The organism is Lysobacter capsici (genome assembly GCF_018732085.1).
GTDB lineage: Bacteria > Pseudomonadota > Gammaproteobacteria > Xanthomonadales > Xanthomonadaceae > Lysobacter > Lysobacter capsici_A.
This window is the reverse complement of sequence record NZ_CP076103.1, coordinates 5,533,987-5,551,019: the sequence shown is the minus strand read 5'-3', so window position 1 is coordinate 5,551,019 and position 17,033 is coordinate 5,533,987. Positions and strand designations below refer to the sequence as shown.

Here is a 17,033-nt window from a genome sequence, read left to right as displayed (position 1 = left end):
GCCCGTATCAGTGCTTGAGCAACCACAACCCCCAACTGCGACAGCGCCACACCAGCAGCACCGCCAGCGCCGACAGCCAGAACCCAGCACCACGCCCCGATCCGAACAGCACCGAGCCCAGCCGGCGATGAAATATGCCGCCCTTCCAACCAGAGATCACTCCCCCGCCGATGATCATCCATCTCGGCCAGATGATGATCAGCCCATGAACGTGCCACCATCCTCAAATCCATCCCGCGGTCAGCAATCACAACAACAAATCCCCGCCATCACCCGCGACCGCCGCCCGATCCGCCACCCGCCGCGCGCGCGCGCCAAGCGCCTCATCCACCAGCGCATCCGCCAGCGCACCCATACAGCAGATCACCACCGCTCTCGCCGCCGACATCCGCGCCGGTGAAGATGCGCCGCGAATGCCGGCGACGAGACAACCGCCAGCGGCAAGCCCGCCGCGACCGCGAAGCCGCGACCGAGCGATGATCCAACGTCATATCCACCATCATCAGCAGCGCGGGCATCAGCGCGGCGAACACGGTCCGATCGAAATGCCGCCCGCCCGCCAACAGATCGAGCGGCACCCGCGCGACCATCGCCGCGGTCATGGTGACATTGACGGCGAAGTCGCGATCGAAGCCGCGCTTGGCCATCTGCGGAATCATCGCGCCGCCGACAAACCACGCGGCGAACAACACACGCGAACAGCGACGACTCTGACCTGGCCGAGTCCGCGCGCCGATCCAACCGCCGAGGCGAGACCGATCAGGCGCTCGGAGATGCCGCCGCGCAACATGATCTCGCCGGCGAAGATGAACAACGGAATCGCGATCAGCGAGGCCGAGCCCGCGCCCGCGGCGGTCTGCTGCACCACCACGATCGGCGGCAGGCCGATGTAGATCAAGGTCGCCAGCGCCGAGGCCGACAACGAATACGCCACCGGCACGCCGATGATCAGCAGCGCGGCGAATACGCCGAACAGAATCGCGACTTCCATCATTCGCTCCGGGCCGAGGCGGGGGAAACCAGCACGGCGAACAGCCGTTGCAGCGCGAACAGCGCCATCAACGCGCCGCCCATCGCCATCGGCGCGAACACCGCGCTCTGCGGCAGCGGCGCGCCCGCCATCGGGATGTCGATGCCGTCGAGCAACAATTGCGTTCCCCACACCGCCAGGGCGCCGCCGATGATCGCGATCACGCTGTTGGACAGCGCCAGCAGCACGCGTTTTATCGGTGGCGAGGCGGTGTGTACGAGTACGAAGAAACCGAAGTGCGAACCGCGATGCACGCCCGCGGCGGCGCCGAAGCTCATCGCGGTATTGAGCAGGATCAATGCCACCGGTTCCGTCCAGCCCGGCGAGTCGTTGATCACGTAGCGCGCGAACACCTGCAGCGCCTGCACCGCGACCATGCCGAGCAAGGCCGCGCCGGCGATCGCGACCGCGCCGGCGGCGATACGGTCCAGCAGGCCGAGCGACGCCGCTTGTTCGGCGTGCTCATGCGTATCGAGAGTCTCTTCCACGGTCGACGCCTCAAGCCAGGGAGCGGATGTCGCGGTACAGCGCTTCCAGCGCCGGCACGCGGTGGTAGTCGGACAACAGCGGCTGCACCGCCTTGCGGAACGCGGGCAGGTCGCATGCGTTCATCTGCACGCCGGCGGCGATCAGGGCGGTGCGCGCCTGCGCTTCGGACTCGTCCCACAGCGCGCGCATCACCGCGACCGAGCGACGGGCGATGTCGAGCAGCAAGGCACGATCGTCGGCGCGCAGCGAATCGAAGCTGCGCCTGGACATCAGCAATACGTCGGGCGCATAGGAATGCTCGCTTTGCGACCAGTAACGCGCCGCCTCGAACTGGCGGCTGGAATGGAAGCTGCGCAGATTGTTCTCGGCGCCGTCGATCAGATGGGTCTGCAGCGCGGAGAACACCTCGCCGTATGCGAGCGGCGTGGGATTGCCGCCGAGCATGCGGATCATGCGCATGAAGATGTCGGACGAGGGCACCCGGAACTTCAGCCCGTGCAGGTCGGACGGACCGACGATCGGCTTGCGCGCGTTGTAGAAGCAGCGCGCGCCGCAGTCGTAGATCGCCAGGCCGACCAGCTCGCGCGCGCCGAAGCCGCGCAGCACCTGCGCACCGACCGGACCGTCCAGCGCGCGCCGCAGATGCGGCACCGAATCGAACACATACGGCAACGACAGCACCTGGGTCAGCGGAAAGGCGTTGTTGAGCGCGCCGCTGTAGACGCGGGTGATGTCGATCGCACCGAAGCGCGCCATGTCGATGGCTTCGGACTCGCGACCGAGTTGGCCGGAGTGGTACATGCGCAGCCGCAGGCGCCCGCCGGTCGCGCGTTCGAGTTCGCGGCCGATCCACTCGATCGCCGCGACCGTCGGGTAATCCTTGACGTGCACGTCGGTCGCGGTCAGCAGCCGATGGCCATCGGCCGCCCGCGTCGCGGCCGGCACGACGGTCGCCACGCCGGCGGCGCCCAGGCCCAACAGGAAGTCGCGTCGCGTGGTCATGTCATGCGTTCCTCGGATCGGTGGCCGCCATCGTTTCGCACAACACACTGCCCCAGCGGCCGAAATCGACCCGCGAGCGTTGGCCGGCGACGATATCGTGGATGCCGGTGGTGGCGCCGGTGGCGATGTGCATGCCGGCCTTGAGCGGATAGCCGCGACGCGCGCAACGCGCAAGCGCGAAGCGCAATGCCGCCAGCAGGCCGCCGGGAATGGAGGCGCTGCCGCCACGACCCACCGAACGATCGTCGATGAAGGTTTCGCAGACCAGTTCGGCGTCGTCGATGCGTTGCCAATCCTCGATCCGCGGTCCGAGAATCAGGCCGGAGTTGTTGCCGAAGTCGGAGACCACCACCGCCGGGCCGAGGATGTTGATCAAGGGCAGCGGACTGCCGGCCAATTCGACGCCGACCGAGAGCGAATCCACCAGCGAGGCCGCTTCGGCCGCGCTGTACTCGGTCTTGTCCGCGGGCGCGTCGTCGCGCAGGGTGAACACGTACTCGGCCTCGACCGCGGCGAAGCCGTCGCGAATGATCGCGAAGCGGCCGCTTTGTCCGGTCGCGACGCGCTGCACCGCGTCGGCGAAGATCGGACCGACCAAGCGCTCCTCGCCGAGCACGCGCTCCCATTGCTCGGGAATGCGCCCGACCTTCCAGCCGGCCAGCGGCCGATCCCACAGCGCGATCGCGCGATCCTGCACGCGGTAGCCCTCATCCAGGCTCTGCGGCTGCGGCCCCGGGTAAAGCGCGAGCGCTCGGGCGCCCAGGCGGGCGTCGACCAGGCGGGTCGCGAGAGCGAGCTCGTCGATAGGGTCGTGGAAAGGGTGGTTCGCCATGCTTGAGCCGATCCCGGGGCAAATCCTGTCTGCGGCTGTTGTATAGGAAACCGGTGTCATTGACAATCCGGTCGTATGCTTGGCTCACAACCTGGGAGGGTGGGATGGGGATTGGACACGTGCTGCGGGACCTCGGCGGCGCCACCGCGCAAGCGAGCCGGATGGGTTACGGCAAGGCCGCGGTGCGAGGATTTCTGCTCGCCTCGCTGGCCGCCGCGTCGTTCGGCGCCATGGCCAAAGATCGTATTTCGCCGAGCGAAAACGTGGATCTGGCGTTTCCGGGCGCGCAGGGTTGGGCCGCGCACACGCCCGCCGGGCGGGGCGGGAAACTGTTGCGGGTGACCACGCTGGCGTCGAGCGGTCCGGGCTCTTTCGCCGAGGCGGTCGCCACTCCCGGGCCGCGCATCGTGGTGTTCGAGGTCGGCGGCGTGATCGATCTGGAACGCAAGGAATTGCGGATCAGCGAGCCGTATTTGACCATCGCTGGACAAACCGCCCCGCAGCCCGGAATCACCTTCATCCGCGGGGGGCTGACGATCGCGACCCACGACGTCGTCGTCCGCCATATCCGGGTGCGCCCCGGCGAAGCGGGCCTGGCCAAGCGCGCCGGGGTCGACTTCGACGCGATCAACACCGTGCGCGGCGCGGCCGACGTGATCGTCGACCACTGCTCGCTGACCTGGGCCACCGATGAGAACCTGTCGGCCTCGAGCACGCGTTTCTTCGGCGAAAGCCAGGCCGACTGGATGCGCGCCGCGTCCAGGCGGATCACCTTCAGCAACAACCTGATCGCCGAAGGCCTGGCCAACGCCACTCACGGCAAGGGCGAGCACTCCAAGGGCTCGTTGATACACGATCACGTCAACGACATCTTGATCGTCGGCAACCTGTACGCGCACAACTACGAGCGCAACCCCTTGTTCAAGGGCGGCGCGCGCGGACAGGTGATCAACAACCTGATCTACAACCCCGGCCAGCGCGCCGTGCATTACAACCTGATCGCCGAGGAATGGCTGGGCCACGCGTACTCGACCGGGCAGATGGCGGTGCGCGGCAACGTGATGCGCGCCGGTCCGTCGACCCAGACGCTGGCGTTCTTCAGCGTCGGCGGGTCCGGCGACCTGGACTACTACGCCGACGACAACCTGGTCGTCGATCGCATCGGCCAGCCGCTGCCGCAGATCGGGCGTTACACCACCGCGCCGGTGAAATTGAACGAACTCACGCAGGCGCCGCAGCTTCCGTTCGGAGTAAAGCTGCTGCCGTCGGCGCAGGTGCAGGACGCGGTGATCGCTACCGTCGGCGCGCGGCCCTGGGACCGCGACGACATCGATCGCCGCATCCTGGCCGACACCATCGAGGGCCGCGGCAAGATCATCGATGGCGAAAGCGAGGTCGGCGGTTATCCGAAATTCGAGGAAACCCGGCAGGCCTTCGTGCCCGCCGATTGGGATCTGGCGACCATGGAGCCGTTGAAACCGCTGCCACGACGCGCGCCGCTGCGCTGAGGCGGACATGCGCCGTCGCGAGGTGCTCAAGGCGATGGCGGGCGGCGCGGCCGCGGCGATGCCGTGCGCCGCGTTAGCCGCTCTCGCCAACGGCGCTAACGAGGCGCCGCTGGCGAGCACGCGCAGCGGCCGCATCCGCGGCTACCGCGATCGCGGCATTCTGGTGTTCAAGGGCGTGCCCTACGGCGCCGACACCGCCGCGCGCCGTTTCATGCCAGCGCTGCGCGAACTACCGTGGCAGGGCGTGCGCGACACCGTCGAACACGGGCCGTCCGCGCCGCAAAAGCGCGCCGACGGCCGCGTCAGCGAAGACTGTCTGTACTTGAACGTGTTCACACCGGCGCTGCGCGACGGTGCGCGGCGACCGATCCTGGTCTACCTCCACGGCGGCGGCTACGACAGCGGCTCGGGCAGCAGTGCCTTGTACGACGGCGTCAACCTGTGCCGACGCGGCGATGCGGTGGTGGTCACGCTCAATCACCGCCTCAACGCCTTCGGTTATCTGTATCTGGCGCAGTTGGGCGACGACAGCTTCGCCTGGTCCGGCAATGTCGGCCAGTTGGATTTGATCCATGCGCTGACCTGGGTGCGCGAACACGCGGCGCAGTTCGGCGGCGATGCTGACAACGTCACCGTGTTCGGCCAGTCCGGCGGCGGCGCCAAGATCGCCACGCTGATGGCGATGCCGGCCGCGCGCGGCCTGTTCCATCGCGCGATGACCATGAGCGGGCAGCAGGTCACCGCGGCCGGGCCGCGCGCGGCGAGCCAACGCGCGCAACGTTTTCTCGATGAGCTGCGCCTCGCGCCGACGGATCTGCAGCGCCTGCGCGCGCTGCCGTTCGAACGGCTGATCGAGGCGAGCCGGGTGCGCGACCCGTCGCGGATCGAAGACACCTCGCTGTATTTCGGACCGGTGCTCGACGGAAAGTCGCTGCATCGGCATCCGTTCTATCCCGATGCGCCCGGGCAATCGGCGCGGATTCCGATGCTGATCGGCACGACCCGCGACGAAACCCGCGCTTTTCTCGGCCACGATCCGGCCAATTTCGACTTGAGCTGGGAGCAGCTGCCGGACAAATTGCGCGACCATCAGTACGTCGATCTGAACCCGCACACGGTGATCGCGGAGTATCGCCGCCTGTACCCCGATTACACACCGTCGCAAGTGTTCTTCGCCGCGACCACGGCCGGACGTTCGTGGCGTGCCGCGATCGTGGAAGCCCAGGCGCGCGCGGAGCAGGGCGCGCCGACCTGGGTCTATCAACTCGACTGGGGCTCGCCGCTGGACGAAGGCCGCTGGGGCGCGATGCATACGCTGGATATCGCGCTGGTGTTCGACAACACCGCGCAGCCCGGCTCGAACACCGGCGATGGCGTGCAAGCGCGTGCGATGGCTGCGTTGATGAGCGATGCGTTGTTGGCCTTCGCGCGTCATGGCGATCCCGGCCACGCCGGGCTTCCCGCGTGGCCCCAGTACTCGCTGCAACAGCGCGAAACCCTGTTGTTCGATGTCCAGCCGCGGTTGGCCCACGACCCTCGCGGCGGCGAACGCAGGCTGTACGAGCGCGTGCCGTTCGTGCAGCGCGGAACGTTCTAACGCGGCGGGGATGTGGGTTCGTTCGCTCGCAGGCATCGCGCCGGCAGCGGACGCTTCAGCATCTGGCTCAACGGCAGCCGCAGCGCGCTCAAGCCATCGGCGACTTCGGCGGCCATGCAGCGCGCGCCCAGCGGCGAGAAATGGGTGTCGTCTTGCAGGCCGTCGGGATAGTTGGGGCTGTCGCCGGGCCGCAGCCACAGGAAAAACTGCTTCGAATCTTCGGCGCCCTGCGACGCCAGCACGGCTTCGCTGCGCCGCTCCAGATCGATCAAGGCCACGCCGCGCTCGGCCGCGACCGCGCGCACCAGGTCCGAGTATTCGCCGTGGCTGTGCAACAGCGTGCCGTTGGGATCGAACCTCCGCCGCGCGACCGGCGTCAGCAGGATCGCGGTGGCGCCGCGTTCGCGCGTCTGATCGACGAATCGTTCGAGATTGCGACGGTAGTCGGCCGGTGGCGTGTAGCGGTCGGGTTTGTTCTGCGATTGATCGTTGTGGCCGAACTGGATCAACACATAGTCGCCGGCGACGATGGCATCCAGCAGCGCCTGCCAGCGGCCTTCTTCGACGAAGGTGCGGGTGCTGCGACCGTTCAAGGCGCGGTTGTCGATCTTCACGCCACTGCCGGCGAACGCCTCGCCCAGCGCTTCGCCCCAGCCGGTTTCCGGGCGTTTTTCCGCGCGTTTGATCGCGATCGTCGAATCGCCGGCCAAGAGTATCGTCGGTGCTTCATTGGCGAGCGCGTCGTCCGATAACGCCATCAGCCACAAGACGAGCAAGATCGTGCGCATAAGTATCGAACCGATAAGGCGGGCGTAGAAATCGCGATGGCCAGCATCTGGCGTGGATTGCGCCGCGACCGTGGATTGAGCCGGCGACGGCATGGCGACTTGCGCCGCCATGCCGCGTGGACAGATCGCCGATCTCAGATCCGCATCACATCTTGTAACGCAGGCCGAGGAAGTACTGACGCCCGGTGTGGTGATAGACCGAAACCCGATCGGCGGCCGAATCCACCCACTGATCGTTGTACTCGTCGGTGAGGTTGAGCCCTTCCAGGGTCAGCTCCAGCTGGTCGCTGATCTTCCACGAAGCCGACATGTCGATGGTCGTCGTGCCCTTGGTGCCTTCGACATCGGCGTTGTTGCGGCCGGGCACGGTGGTCAGGTAGTCGTCGCGGTAAGCGGCCGACACGCGCGCGCTGAAGCGATCGCCCTCAAAGTAGAGCGTCGCGTTGTAGGCGTTCTTGGACAGGCCCACCAGATCGGTCTTGAGCGAGGACGCGCCGGCCGCGGTGACGTACTGGATCTTCGAATCGACGTAGGTGTAGTTGAACTGCACGCCGAAGTCGTGCCAGAAGCTCGGCAGGAAGGTGAAGGGCTGCTGGTAGCTCAGCTCCAGGCCGCGCAGTTTTCCGCCCGGCGTATTGACCGGGATATTGAACTGGAACTCATCGGTCGGCAGCGCGCCGGTACCGGCCAGCAGTTCGTCGGGAAGTCCGGAGGTGTTGTACGGCCGGATCTCGCGCGAGGTCTGCACGAAGGTGTCGATGTCCTTGTAGAACAACCCCAGTCCCAGCAGCGACTCTTCGGCGAAGTACCACTCGAAACCCAGGTCGTAGGTCTTGGCGCGGAACGGTTCGAGCAGCGGATTGCCGCCGGACACCACGCGGTTGCCGCCGCTCACGCTCACCGTCACGCCCGGGGTGAGGTTGCCCAGGCCCGGACGCGACATCACCTTGGAGGCGCCGAAGCGGATCAGGAAATCCGGGGTGATGTCGGCGACCAGATTCAACGAGGGCAAGGTGTCGCTGTAGTCGCGGCCCACCGTGGTCAGCACCGGTGTGCTGCCGGCCAGGGCGAAACCGGTGGAGGACTGCTTGGTCTTGACGTGGCGCACGCCGAAGTTGCCGCTCAACGGGATGCGACCCACCTGGGTGGAGAAATCGGCCTGGAGGTAGTAGCCCAGGTCCTTCTCCTCGACGCTGCGATTGTTGCCGCGCGCGCTGGCGACATCGGGCGAGACCGCGAAAATCCCGCTGTTGCTGTAGATGCCGAACAACCGGTTGAAGGCGTCGATGTCCGGAATCAGCCAGCTGGAATCGTTGTTGCCGCCCACGCTGGTGCCCTGCAGGCCGATGCGTTTGGTCAGATCGGCCAGATTGGTGCCCGGCGGCAGCGCCGGCACCACAAGTTCCGATGCGCGCCGGCTTTCGCTGCTTTCGAACTGATATTTCTTGGACTGCACGCCGCCTTTGATCTTGAAACCCGGCGCCACGTTCCAGCGGAAATCCAGCTGACGATTGTCGAAGGTGTTCTCGGAGGCTTGCGGACGCAGGCGGATTTCCGACACGCCGTTGGCGAAGCTCCAGGCGTTGGGATCGTTGACGTCGAAGCCGTTGTCGATCACCGGCAAGCGGCTGTTGCCGCGGTAGTCGTAGCTGTAGCCCTGCACATTGTTGCGATCCAGGGTGACGGTGGTCTGGATCGGGTTGTCGAACTCCGACTTGGCGCGGCCGATCTGGCCGCTGAGCGCGAAGTCGTCGCTGAACTTGTGCTCGCCGTAGAAGTTGGCCTGGGTGAACTTGGTGCTGAGCTCGTCGTAACGCGCTTCCGAGCGCACGTCGACGTTGTTGAAACGGCCGTAGACCAGATTGCCGTGTTCGTCGACCTCGCCGTCGAGCACCACGGTCTGCGGCTTGCCGGTGCCGGTGCGGCTGAAGGAGATGCCGTTGAGGAAGTTCTCGGTGCGGGTCGCGTCGAACTTGGCGTACAGCAGGTCCAGCCCCAGTTCGGTCTTGTCGCTGACCTTGAACTGCAAGGCGCTGGTGACGCCCAGGCGTTGTTGATCGTGCTCCATCACTCCGTACCGCGGAATGCGCGGATGGAAGGTGGTCGGAAGACGCGCGGCGGCGAACGGCGAGCTGGCGGCGAAACCGCCGCTGCTCGGCCCGTTGTCCCAACGCACGGTGCTGTGTCCTTCCTCGGTCAGTCGGCGATCGGTGTAGGCCACCGACAGCAACGCGCCGAAGCGGCCGTCCATCCAGGTGTTGCTGATCAACGCGGTGGCGCGCGGATCGGTGTCCTTGGACAAATCGTTGAAGCCGAGTTGGCCGCCGGCGACGAAGGTCAGTCCGTCGTAATCGAACGGCCGCGCGGTCTGCAGGTCCACGGTGGCGCCGAGCGAGCCTTCTTCGACATCGGCCGAGGCGGTCTTGCGCACCTTGAGGCTGTTGAACAACTCCGAGGCGAACACGTTGAAGTCGAAGCCGCGGCCGCGATTGGCGCCGCCGGAACTGTCGGTGCCGCCGGCGGTGGTCAGCGCTTCCATGCCGTTGATGCGCACCCGGGTGAAATCGGGCCCCAGGCCGCGCACCGAAATCTGCCGTCCTTCGCCGGCATCGCGCGCGATCGACACGCCCGGAATGCGCTGCAGCGATTCGGCCAGGTTGAGGTCGGGAAAGTCGGCGATGTCCTCGGCGACGATCGCGTCGACGACGCCGACCTCCTCGCGCTTGATGTCCAGCGCCTGCTGCAGACTGGCGCGGAAGCCGGTGACGACGACCGCGTCGAGGTTCTTGGCGTCCTGCGCGGATTCGGCGCCCGCCTGCGCGGGCGGCGCCGGATCGGCGGTCGTTTGCGCGTGACCGGTCACCGGCGCGAGCGACAGGGCCAGCGCGATCGCGCCGGCCAGCATGGTAACCGGTGTCTTTCCTATCATTGACTGCACTTGCATTCCGCTCCCCTCCCAAAGGTGTCAGGCCGCTTCTGAGCGGCCTTGACGGGCTTGCTGCGCCTGTTATGGTGTCCCCTGAATGAAAATGACACCGCTGGTCAAAACCCTAACAAAACCTTGAGCGAACAGCATGCTGCGGTGCGCAAATAGTTACGAGAGCCCGGTCACAGCTGACCGTACCGGCAACCTTGAGGAGGCCGTATGAGCCGGAAAGTGCTGTGTTTCGGCGAGTTGCTGCTGCGGCTCGCGGCGCCGGCCAACGAGCGACTGTTGCAGTCGCCGCGCCTGGATATCTGCGTAGGCGGGGCCGAAGCCAATGTCGCGGTGTCGTTGGCGCGACTGGGCCATGACGTGGGCATGGTCAGTGTCGTTCCCGACAACGCTTTGGGCCAGGCCGCGGTGGGCGAATTGCGCCGGCACGGCGTCGACACCCGGTCGATACGCACCGGTGCGGGGCGAATGGGACTGTATTTTCTCGAAGCCGGGGCGCTCCAGCGGCCGAGTCGCGTGCTGTACGACCGGGCCGGCTCGGCGTTCGCGCGCGCCGATGCCGACAGCTACGACTGGCCGACGCTGCTGGACGGTGCCTCGTGGCTGCATTTGTCCGGCGTTACTCCGGCCCTGGGATCATCGGGCGCGGCCGCCGCGATCGCCGCCGCGCGCGCCGCGCGTCAGGCCGGCGTGCGGATTTGCTTCGACGGCAACTTCCGCAGTTCGTTGTGGAAGGAATGGGGCGCCGATCCGGCGCCGATCCTGCATGAGTTGATGAGTCAGGCCGACGTACTCATCGCCGATCATCGCGACATCGCCGTCGCCCTGGCGATGCAGATCGACCCGCACGCCGCCGACGGTGGTCTGGCCAAGGCGGCCGAGCTGGCATTCGCCGCGTTCCCGAACCTGCAACGGCTGGCCTGCACCCAGCGGCTGCAACGCAATGTCGATCATCATGCGTTGTCGGCGGTGCTGTTCGATCGCGACGGCTCGGTGATCTGGACGCCATCGCATGAGTTGCCGTCGATCGTGGATCGCATCGGCACCGGCGATGCGTTCGCGGCCGGGCTGCTGCATGGTGCGTTGCGGGAAATGAGCGACGAGGACGGGCTGAATTTCGCATTGGCCGCTGCAAGCCTGAAGCACTCGGTGCCGGGGGATTTCAATCTTGTCGATTTGCAGGAGATAGAGGGGCTGCTCGGCGGCAGCGGGTTTCATGTGCGTCGCTAGGACGCCGGCGGCCCTATGCCCTGAGCCGTGGGTGCGACAACGGCAATAGCAGCCGGAAACGGGCGCCTTCCTGCGGGGCGTCCACGATGTCGATGGAACCGCGATGCAATCGCACGATGTCCCGGACCAGGTTCAATCCCAGTCCGCTGCCGCGTTGATTGTCTTGAATGCGATAGAAGCGTTCGAAGACTTTCTCGCGATGCTCCGGACGGATGCCGGGCCCTTGGTCCGAGATTTCGACGATGCCATGGCTGTGGTCGCGGCCGACGAAGATCGTGATCGAACCGTGGTTGCCGCCGTACTCGATGGCGTTGTGGACCAGGTTCACCAGTACGCGCTCCAGCGCCAAGGCATCGCCGGCGACGGGCGCGGAATCGATATCGGTTTCGAAGCCAAGCTCGTACCCCGCGCCAATCGCGAGCGGCGCCATATTCGCCGCGGTCTGTTGCGCCAGATCGACCAGATCGAGCGGCTGGAAATTCGGATTGGTTCGGTCCAGGCGTTGCAGGTTCAGCAAGTGCTCCGCCAGCACGGACAGTCGCGCGAGGTCCTGCAGCAGTCGCGCGCGCTCGGGAGAGGATGGCATCGATTCCAGGCGGGCATTGAGGATCGCGATAGGCGTGCGCAGTTCGTGCGCGGCGTCGGCGAGAAAACGCCGACGCCGCTCGTGGCCTTCATCGTAACGGCCCAGGGCATCGTTGACCGCGGACACCAAGGGCAGCACCTCGTCGGGAACGTCGGCCTCGGGCAGGCGTTCTCCGCGGCGTTCGACGTCGAGCTCGCGAGCGATTTCGACAACAGGTTCCAGGCTTCTCAATGACCAGCGAACGACCTTGGGAGTGGCGATTGAGGTGACCACAGTCATCAGGACCAGCAGCGGCAGTATGACGGTCGCCATTACCGTCAGAATCAGCCAGGTCGCGCGGCCGGGCGCCATCACCCGTCCTTCTTCAGTGGTCAATATCTGGACCCGGCCGAACGAGGTTTCGACCCGTTTGAGGCGGGCGCCGGTCGCCTTGTCGTCGTCTATCAGGTAGCCAAGACGTGCTTGACTGACCTGGTCCAACGCGCCGCCGATAGCGGCGAATTCCGGCGGTATCGGGCCGTGGCGCAGTTCGCGGCCTCGCTGGTCGCGGATGATGTACCACAAGGTCGGAATTTCGCCGCGCAGCTGCATGAGATCCGGCGTTTCGCGCAATGTCATCCGGCCGCTGCGGTCGAGCGTCAACGCGTGCTGGAGAATCTCGACCGCGTTGTCGGCGTCCTTTGCGATGTTGGTGCTGAACAGCGCCAACACGATCAGCAGTCCAAAGATGGCGAGCAGGGCGCCTTGCAGTACCAGCAGCCTCCACAGCAAGCGCCGCTTCAAGGAGTGCGAGCGTGCGCCGGTCATACGGCTTCCCGCAGCAGATAGCCGATGCCCCGGATACTGTGGATCTCCACGCCGGCGCCGGCCTCCGACAGCTTGCGGCGCAGGCGCGAGACGTGGGAGTCGAGCGTATTCGACTGTATGTCGTCGTCGAATCCGTAGACCGATTCCTCGATCACGCTGCGCATGACGGTGCGGCCTCGACGCCGCAGCAGGGCTTCGAGCAGCAACAATTCCCGCCGCGGAAGCTCCAGCGGCCGGCCCTCCACCTCCGCCAGCCGGGCGACCAGATCGAATGCGAGAAGTCCGATACGCACCGTGTCGGACGCCATCCGTGCCGGCCGACGCAACACGGCGCGCAACCGCGCGAGCAGTTCTTCGATCGCAAAGGGTTTGACCAGATAATCGTCCGCGCCGGCGTCCAGGCCGACGACGCGATCCGACAGATCTCCGCGCGCGGTCAGTACGATGACCGGCGTGCGCAGGCCCATCGCCCGCAGACGGGGTATCAAGGCCACTCCATCGCCGTCGGGCAGGCTCCGGTCGAGCACGATCGCATCGTGGACATCGCCCATCGCGGCGGCTTGGCCTTCGCCCAGCGTTGGGACGTGGTCGGCGACCATGTCGTAGTGCTTCAGCGCCAGCGTCAGGGCTGCGGCAAACTCGAGTTCGTCTTCGATCAGCAGGATGCGCATGAGTCCGGCCCCGGCGGGTTCGCTGCATTCTGCCACCGCCATCGCGCGCTCATGCCCCGATCCAGCGCGAGGCCGCTCGCCGGGTCACGCGATACACCGTCGCGGGGGGCAGGTTGCCGTAGACGCGACCGAGCCGTTGCACCTTGAATCCGTGGCGGTCGGTCCACGATCGCGGCAGCGGGAATTGGGCGCCGTAGGTGAACTGGTAGAACGCGCCGTCGACCGGAAGATGGCGGAATGCGCCCAGCAGCACGGCAAGCCGATGACGACGCGACAGGTTGCGCAGTGGCAAGCCGCTGACCACGGCGGCGACGCCGTCGTCGTCGCCTCCCGACAGTTGCCGCGGAAGGCGTCGAGCATCCGCGCACAGCACCTGCGCGTGCGGGAAACGCTGCTTCAGCAGGGCCGCGAATTCGGGCGCCGCTTCGACCAGAACCAAATCCTCCTCGGCCACCCCGCGTTCGAGCAGCGCGCGCGTGAATACGCCTGTGCCGGGTCCCAGTTCCAGGACCCGGCCCGCGGCGACGGTTACCTGACTCGTAATCAAGCGTGCCAGCGCCGCGCTGGATGGAGCGATCGCCCCGACACGCGCTGGCGAACGCAGCCAGGTACGCAGGAACGAGCGCAGATCGCGCAGCCTGCCGGAGACGGGCGCGGAAGGCTCCGATGTCGCGGCCTTCGGCGCGGCGTGGGGTAACAATGCTGGATTCATTCGAATTCCCAACGGAAAGGTTCGAATCCGATCTTAGGCAGGAAGGTTGCGCCAACATTGCGGCGGCGCACGAGGTCTTCGGCCGAGCAGGCGCCGTCGCCGGGCCCTTGGCTGCGACGGTCTTGCATGATGGGTGGGCCGCCCGGGATTTCGCAGGCATTGCGCAGTCCAGAATCAGGGGCTTGAGCGCGGAGGGGTTGCCGATTCACTCTTCAAATCGCCGTGTGCGCGAATCCGGGTGGCGATTGCGCGGCCGATGGATTTGCCGGCGATACACGTCCTGCATGACCTCCCCGCATGTTCGCGCGCGGCCTGTGTTGTAGCGGCCATCGCGGCAGGGGTCGTCGCTGGACCGATAGAGACGACGCGCGGAAGGGCGGCGATCGTATGCGTCACCGCGATCGATCTCGTCGAGTATTTCCGCGCAGGTCATCGGCCTGCCGTTGCTGTAACGTCCGTCTTCGCAAGGGGTGTACTGGGCGAAAAGTCGCTGCGACACGAGCACCGGCGCCGGTCGTGGCGTCACCGTGTCGACGAGAGCAGGCCGCAGGTGCCGTTCGGCCGTCGCCAAGCTGCTTGTGGCAAACAGCGCCAGAGCGATACTGATGAACATGCGCATGGTGGGTCTCCGAGGGGCCGATGTCGGCGGTGACCGGAGCATTCTCCCGTCGGGTTGCCAGAGCATGGCGCCGGGGAAATTCGTCGGCGCAATGCTCACGCAATGCAGCAGTGCAATAACTCGTACCCATTTGCCCGCGGCGCGCGACATACATGGAGGAAAAGCGTGCGAATTCTTCTGGTGGAGGACGAGCTTGAAATGGCATCGCTGCTTCGAGCCGCGCTGCACCGGCACGGCATTCTTATCGACCACGCGCCCACGCTCGACCTGGGCGGGCGTTACGCCGCCCGCGGCGGATACGACGCGATCGTGCTGGACCGGCGCCTGCCCGATGGCGACGGACAGTCTTTGCTGCCGCAACTGCGGGCGGCCGGCGACGGTACCCCGGTGATCATGCTGACCGCGCGTGACGAACTATGCGATCGGGTCGCCGGTCTGAACGCCGGTGCGGACGATTACCTGGGCAAGCCCTTCGCGGTGGAAGAACTGGTCGCGCGCCTGCGTGCGCTGCTGCGCAGGCCCTCGCCGATGGAGATCGATCTCGTGCGGGTCGGCGGTCTTTCCTTCGATCTGGGGCATTGCGAAGCGACGGTGGGCGATCGGCGCCTGGAGTTGCCGCGTCGCGAGCTGTTGGCGCTCGAAGCGCTGCTGCGGCGCACGGGCCGCACGGTGTTGCGATCGTCGCTGGAGCGCGCGGTATTCGGGATGGACGAAGATATCCAGTCCAATGCCCTGGACACTCACATCTGTCGTCTGCGGAAAAAGCTCTCGGAGGCCGACGCCGGCGTCGAAATATGCGGCATCCGCGGCGTGGGCTACCTGCTTCGGGCGACGCCATGAGCGAGCGTGAGCGCTCCTCGCTCAAGCGCAGGCTGATCGTTCGGCTATGGTGGGCGCAAGCGGCGATCCAGTTGATGGTGATAGGCGCGCTGCTCGCCTCGGGCCAGTTGGTCAGCTTTTCGTCGCCCGAAAACACCGTGGAGATCTTGCAAGAGGCGGTGATTCGGGACTCGAGCCACCGCTTGGGATTGGAGCCGACGCCTCGCCTGGCGCGCTTGCGCGCGGAAAATCCGGAGCTATGGTTTACCGTCAGGGACCGGCAGGGGCAGACCCTGACCGAAGGCCGGATTCCGACAGAGTTTTCGCGTGTCGGCGATACGCTGGACCAGGTCGGCCAGGCCCGGCTGGGTTGGAATATCGGCGACCCGCCCCGTCCCGCCGCGCGAATGCGCTGGGTGGATTCACGCGGCGGCAACGTGCAGATCATGACCGGCGCCGACAGTCCGGTCACCTGGCGAAATTTCGGTCTTTCGATTCTGTTGCTGCTGCGCGACCTCGTTGTTCCGATTCTCGGAATCACCGGCCTGGCCACCCTGCTGGCGACGCACGTCGTGGTCAGGCGCACGTTGGCGGGTTTGCGCACCGCCGCGGCGCAGGCCGGACGCGTAGACGTCGACCAACGGGGCGTTCGCCTGCCGATGACCGACGTGCCCAGCGAGATCGCGACATTGTTCGCGGCGGTCAACGATGCGCTCGAACGTCTGGACGAAGGCTACGCGCGCCAGGAACGATTCTTGGCCGACGCCGCCCATGAACTGCGAACGCCGATCGCGATCTTGAATACCAGGATCGAGAATCTGCCGGAAGGACAGGAGAAAGTTCGCCTGCTGATCGACGTGTCGCGCCTGGCCGTGCTGACGCGGCAGTTGCTCGATATGCAGCGCATGAAAGGCCGAAACGACTCGTTCGCGGCTGTCGATCTGGTGGGTCTGGCCCATCACGTCGTCGCCGACATGGCGCCATTGTGCATAGCCTGCGGCTGCGATATATCGCTCGAAACACAGATCGACCACCTCGTGATCCAGGGCGATCAAGGCGCGCTGGAGCGCGCGCTGACGAATGTCGTTCAAAACGCGATCGATCATGGAAAAGGACGGGTGCAGGTACGCATAAGCGCCACCGCGATCGTCGAAGTGATCGACGACGGCCCAGGTATCGCGATGGAACACCGCGAACTGATATTCAAACCTTTCTATCGCGTTCATTCGGCCGGACGCGGCGCGGGGCTGGGACTGAGTCTGGTGCGGGACATCATGGAGATGCACGGCGGCGACATCGCGGTGGGCGACGACCCGCAAGGCCGAACCTGCATTCGCATGCGCTTTATCCGCGGACGAGCCCGATAGCCGACCCTGCGCACATCGCGCCTTCACCGGCGCAATGTTCC

Annotated in this window: 17 protein-coding genes; 5 read left to right on the top strand and 12 right to left on the bottom strand. The window is 66.2% G+C overall.

What is annotated here, in order from left to right:
* Positions 1-7: 7 nt before the first annotated feature.
* From KME82_RS23145 to KME82_RS23125, 6 genes are all read right to left on the bottom strand, one after another.
* Positions 8-160 (bottom strand): hypothetical protein, encoded by a 153-nt coding sequence (locus tag KME82_RS23145; RefSeq protein WP_215496110.1) that lies wholly within the window; start codon positions 158-160, stop codon positions 8-10.
* A gap of 163 nt (positions 161-323) precedes the next feature.
* Positions 324-647, bottom strand: a complete 324-nt coding sequence (locus KME82_RS27270; protein WP_430538759.1) for a hypothetical protein — start codon at positions 645-647, stop codon at positions 324-326.
* 8 nt (positions 648-655) lie between these two features.
* Positions 656-991, bottom strand: a complete 336-nt coding sequence (locus tag KME82_RS26725) for a TRAP transporter large permease subunit (protein WP_430538758.1) — start codon at positions 989-991, stop codon at positions 656-658.
* Positions 991-1,518 carry a TRAP transporter small permease gene (locus KME82_RS23135; RefSeq protein ID WP_252255492.1) on the bottom strand — a complete coding sequence of 176 codons (528 nt, stop codon included), beginning with the start codon at positions 1,516-1,518 and terminating at the stop codon, positions 991-993. Before KME82_RS23135 ends, KME82_RS26725 begins: the two co-directional genes overlap by 1 nt.
* 10 nt (positions 1,519-1,528) lie before the next feature.
* Entirely contained in the window at positions 1,529-2,521 is a 993-nt protein-coding gene (locus KME82_RS23130; protein WP_215496109.1) for a TRAP transporter substrate-binding protein, read from the bottom strand.
* Between the two features lies 1 nt (position 2,522).
* The gene (locus KME82_RS23125; protein ID WP_215496108.1) at positions 2,523-3,353 is read right to left on the bottom strand and encodes a 2-keto-4-pentenoate hydratase; all 831 of its coding nucleotides are present in this window, start codon (positions 3,351-3,353) and stop codon (positions 2,523-2,525) included.
* A 104-nt stretch (positions 3,354-3,457) separates the two neighbouring features.
* On the opposite strand from KME82_RS23125, the gene KME82_RS23120 reads away from it, so the two are divergent.
* Entirely contained in the window at positions 3,458-4,861 is a 1,404-nt protein-coding gene (locus KME82_RS23120; RefSeq protein ID WP_215496107.1) for a pectate lyase family protein, read from the top strand.
* Between the two features lie 7 nt (positions 4,862-4,868).
* A complete protein-coding gene (locus KME82_RS23115; protein ID WP_215496106.1) occupies positions 4,869-6,458 on the top strand; it encodes a carboxylesterase/lipase family protein in 1,590 nt (529 codons plus the stop codon).
* Here KME82_RS23115 and KME82_RS23110 read toward each other — a convergent pair.
* Together KME82_RS23110 and KME82_RS23105 are read right to left on the bottom strand one after the other, a co-directional pair.
* The gene (locus KME82_RS23110; RefSeq protein ID WP_215496105.1) at positions 6,455-7,246 is read right to left on the bottom strand and encodes a rhamnogalacturonan acetylesterase; all 792 of its coding nucleotides are present in this window, start codon (positions 7,244-7,246) and stop codon (positions 6,455-6,457) included. The two genes, KME82_RS23115 and KME82_RS23110, sit on opposite strands and share 4 nt — an antisense overlap.
* A gap of 145 nt (positions 7,247-7,391) precedes the next feature.
* A complete protein-coding gene (locus KME82_RS23105) occupies positions 7,392-10,190 on the bottom strand; it encodes a TonB-dependent receptor (RefSeq protein WP_215496104.1) in 2,799 nt (932 codons plus the stop codon).
* A gap of 201 nt (positions 10,191-10,391) precedes the next feature.
* Between KME82_RS23105 and KME82_RS23100 the strand changes: the two genes are divergently transcribed.
* Positions 10,392-11,411 carry a sugar kinase gene (locus tag KME82_RS23100; RefSeq protein ID WP_215496103.1) on the top strand — a complete coding sequence of 340 codons (1,020 nt, stop codon included), beginning with the start codon at positions 10,392-10,394 and terminating at the stop codon, positions 11,409-11,411.
* Between the two features lie 13 nt (positions 11,412-11,424).
* Here the strand turns inward: KME82_RS23100 and KME82_RS23095 are convergent, their stop codons facing one another.
* From KME82_RS23095 to KME82_RS23080, 4 genes are all read right to left on the bottom strand, one after another.
* The gene (locus tag KME82_RS23095; RefSeq protein ID WP_215496102.1) at positions 11,425-12,804 is read right to left on the bottom strand and encodes a sensor histidine kinase; all 1,380 of its coding nucleotides are present in this window, start codon (positions 12,802-12,804) and stop codon (positions 11,425-11,427) included.
* Positions 12,801-13,475 carry a response regulator gene (locus tag KME82_RS23090; RefSeq protein WP_215496101.1) on the bottom strand — a complete coding sequence of 225 codons (675 nt, stop codon included), beginning with the start codon at positions 13,473-13,475 and terminating at the stop codon, positions 12,801-12,803. Before KME82_RS23090 ends, KME82_RS23095 begins: the two co-directional genes overlap by 4 nt.
* Before the next feature lie 49 nt (positions 13,476-13,524).
* A complete protein-coding gene (locus KME82_RS23085) occupies positions 13,525-14,187 on the bottom strand; it encodes a class I SAM-dependent methyltransferase (protein WP_215496100.1) in 663 nt (220 codons plus the stop codon).
* 205 nt (positions 14,188-14,392) lie between these two features.
* A complete protein-coding gene (locus KME82_RS23080; RefSeq protein WP_215496099.1) occupies positions 14,393-14,806 on the bottom strand; it encodes a hypothetical protein in 414 nt (137 codons plus the stop codon).
* 165 nt (positions 14,807-14,971) lie between these two features.
* Between KME82_RS23080 and KME82_RS23075 the strand changes: the two genes are divergently transcribed.
* Positions 14,972-15,646: a response regulator transcription factor gene (locus KME82_RS23075; RefSeq protein ID WP_215496098.1), complete on the top strand. Its 675-nt coding sequence runs from the start codon at positions 14,972-14,974 to the stop codon at positions 15,644-15,646.
* Positions 15,643-16,992 carry a sensor histidine kinase gene (locus KME82_RS23070; RefSeq protein WP_215496097.1) on the top strand — a complete coding sequence of 450 codons (1,350 nt, stop codon included), beginning with the start codon at positions 15,643-15,645 and terminating at the stop codon, positions 16,990-16,992. Before KME82_RS23075 ends, KME82_RS23070 begins: the two co-directional genes overlap by 4 nt.
* Positions 16,993-17,033: the final 41 nt, after the last annotated feature.

What these genes read in the sequence shown, in the direction of transcription:
- KME82_RS27270 (WP_430538759.1), bottom strand. Translation starts at nt 647, where the DNA reads ATGGCCAAGCGCGGCTTCGATCGCGACTTCGCCGTCAATGTCACCATG.
- KME82_RS26725 (WP_430538758.1), bottom strand. Translation starts at nt 991, where the DNA reads ATGGAAGTCGCGATTCTGTTCGGCGTATTCGCCGCGCTGCTGATCATC.
- KME82_RS23130 (WP_215496109.1), bottom strand. Translation starts at nt 2,521, where the DNA reads ATGACCACGCGACGCGACTTCCTGTTGGGCCTGGGCGCCGCCGGCGTG.
- KME82_RS23125 (WP_215496108.1), bottom strand. Translation starts at nt 3,353, where the DNA reads ATGGCGAACCACCCTTTCCACGACCCTATCGACGAGCTCGCTCTCGCG.
- KME82_RS23120 (WP_215496107.1), top strand. Translation starts at nt 3,458, where the DNA reads ATGGGGATTGGACACGTGCTGCGGGACCTCGGCGGCGCCACCGCGCAA.
- KME82_RS23115 (WP_215496106.1), top strand. Translation starts at nt 4,869, where the DNA reads ATGCGCCGTCGCGAGGTGCTCAAGGCGATGGCGGGCGGCGCGGCCGCG.
- KME82_RS23110 (WP_215496105.1), bottom strand. Translation starts at nt 7,246, where the DNA reads ATGCGCACGATCTTGCTCGTCTTGTGGCTGATGGCGTTATCGGACGAC.
- KME82_RS23105 (WP_215496104.1), bottom strand. Translation starts at nt 10,190, where the DNA reads ATGCAAGTGCAGTCAATGATAGGAAAGACACCGGTTACCATGCTGGCC.
- KME82_RS23100 (WP_215496103.1), top strand. Translation starts at nt 10,392, where the DNA reads ATGAGCCGGAAAGTGCTGTGTTTCGGCGAGTTGCTGCTGCGGCTCGCG.
- KME82_RS23095 (WP_215496102.1), bottom strand. Translation starts at nt 12,804, where the DNA reads ATGACCGGCGCACGCTCGCACTCCTTGAAGCGGCGCTTGCTGTGGAGG.
- KME82_RS23090 (WP_215496101.1), bottom strand. Translation starts at nt 13,475, where the DNA reads ATGCGCATCCTGCTGATCGAAGACGAACTCGAGTTTGCCGCAGCCCTG.
- KME82_RS23085 (WP_215496100.1), bottom strand. Translation starts at nt 14,187, where the DNA reads ATGAATCCAGCATTGTTACCCCACGCCGCGCCGAAGGCCGCGACATCG.
- KME82_RS23080 (WP_215496099.1), bottom strand. Translation starts at nt 14,806, where the DNA reads ATGCGCATGTTCATCAGTATCGCTCTGGCGCTGTTTGCCACAAGCAGC.
- KME82_RS23070 (WP_215496097.1), top strand. Translation starts at nt 15,643, where the DNA reads ATGAGCGAGCGTGAGCGCTCCTCGCTCAAGCGCAGGCTGATCGTTCGG.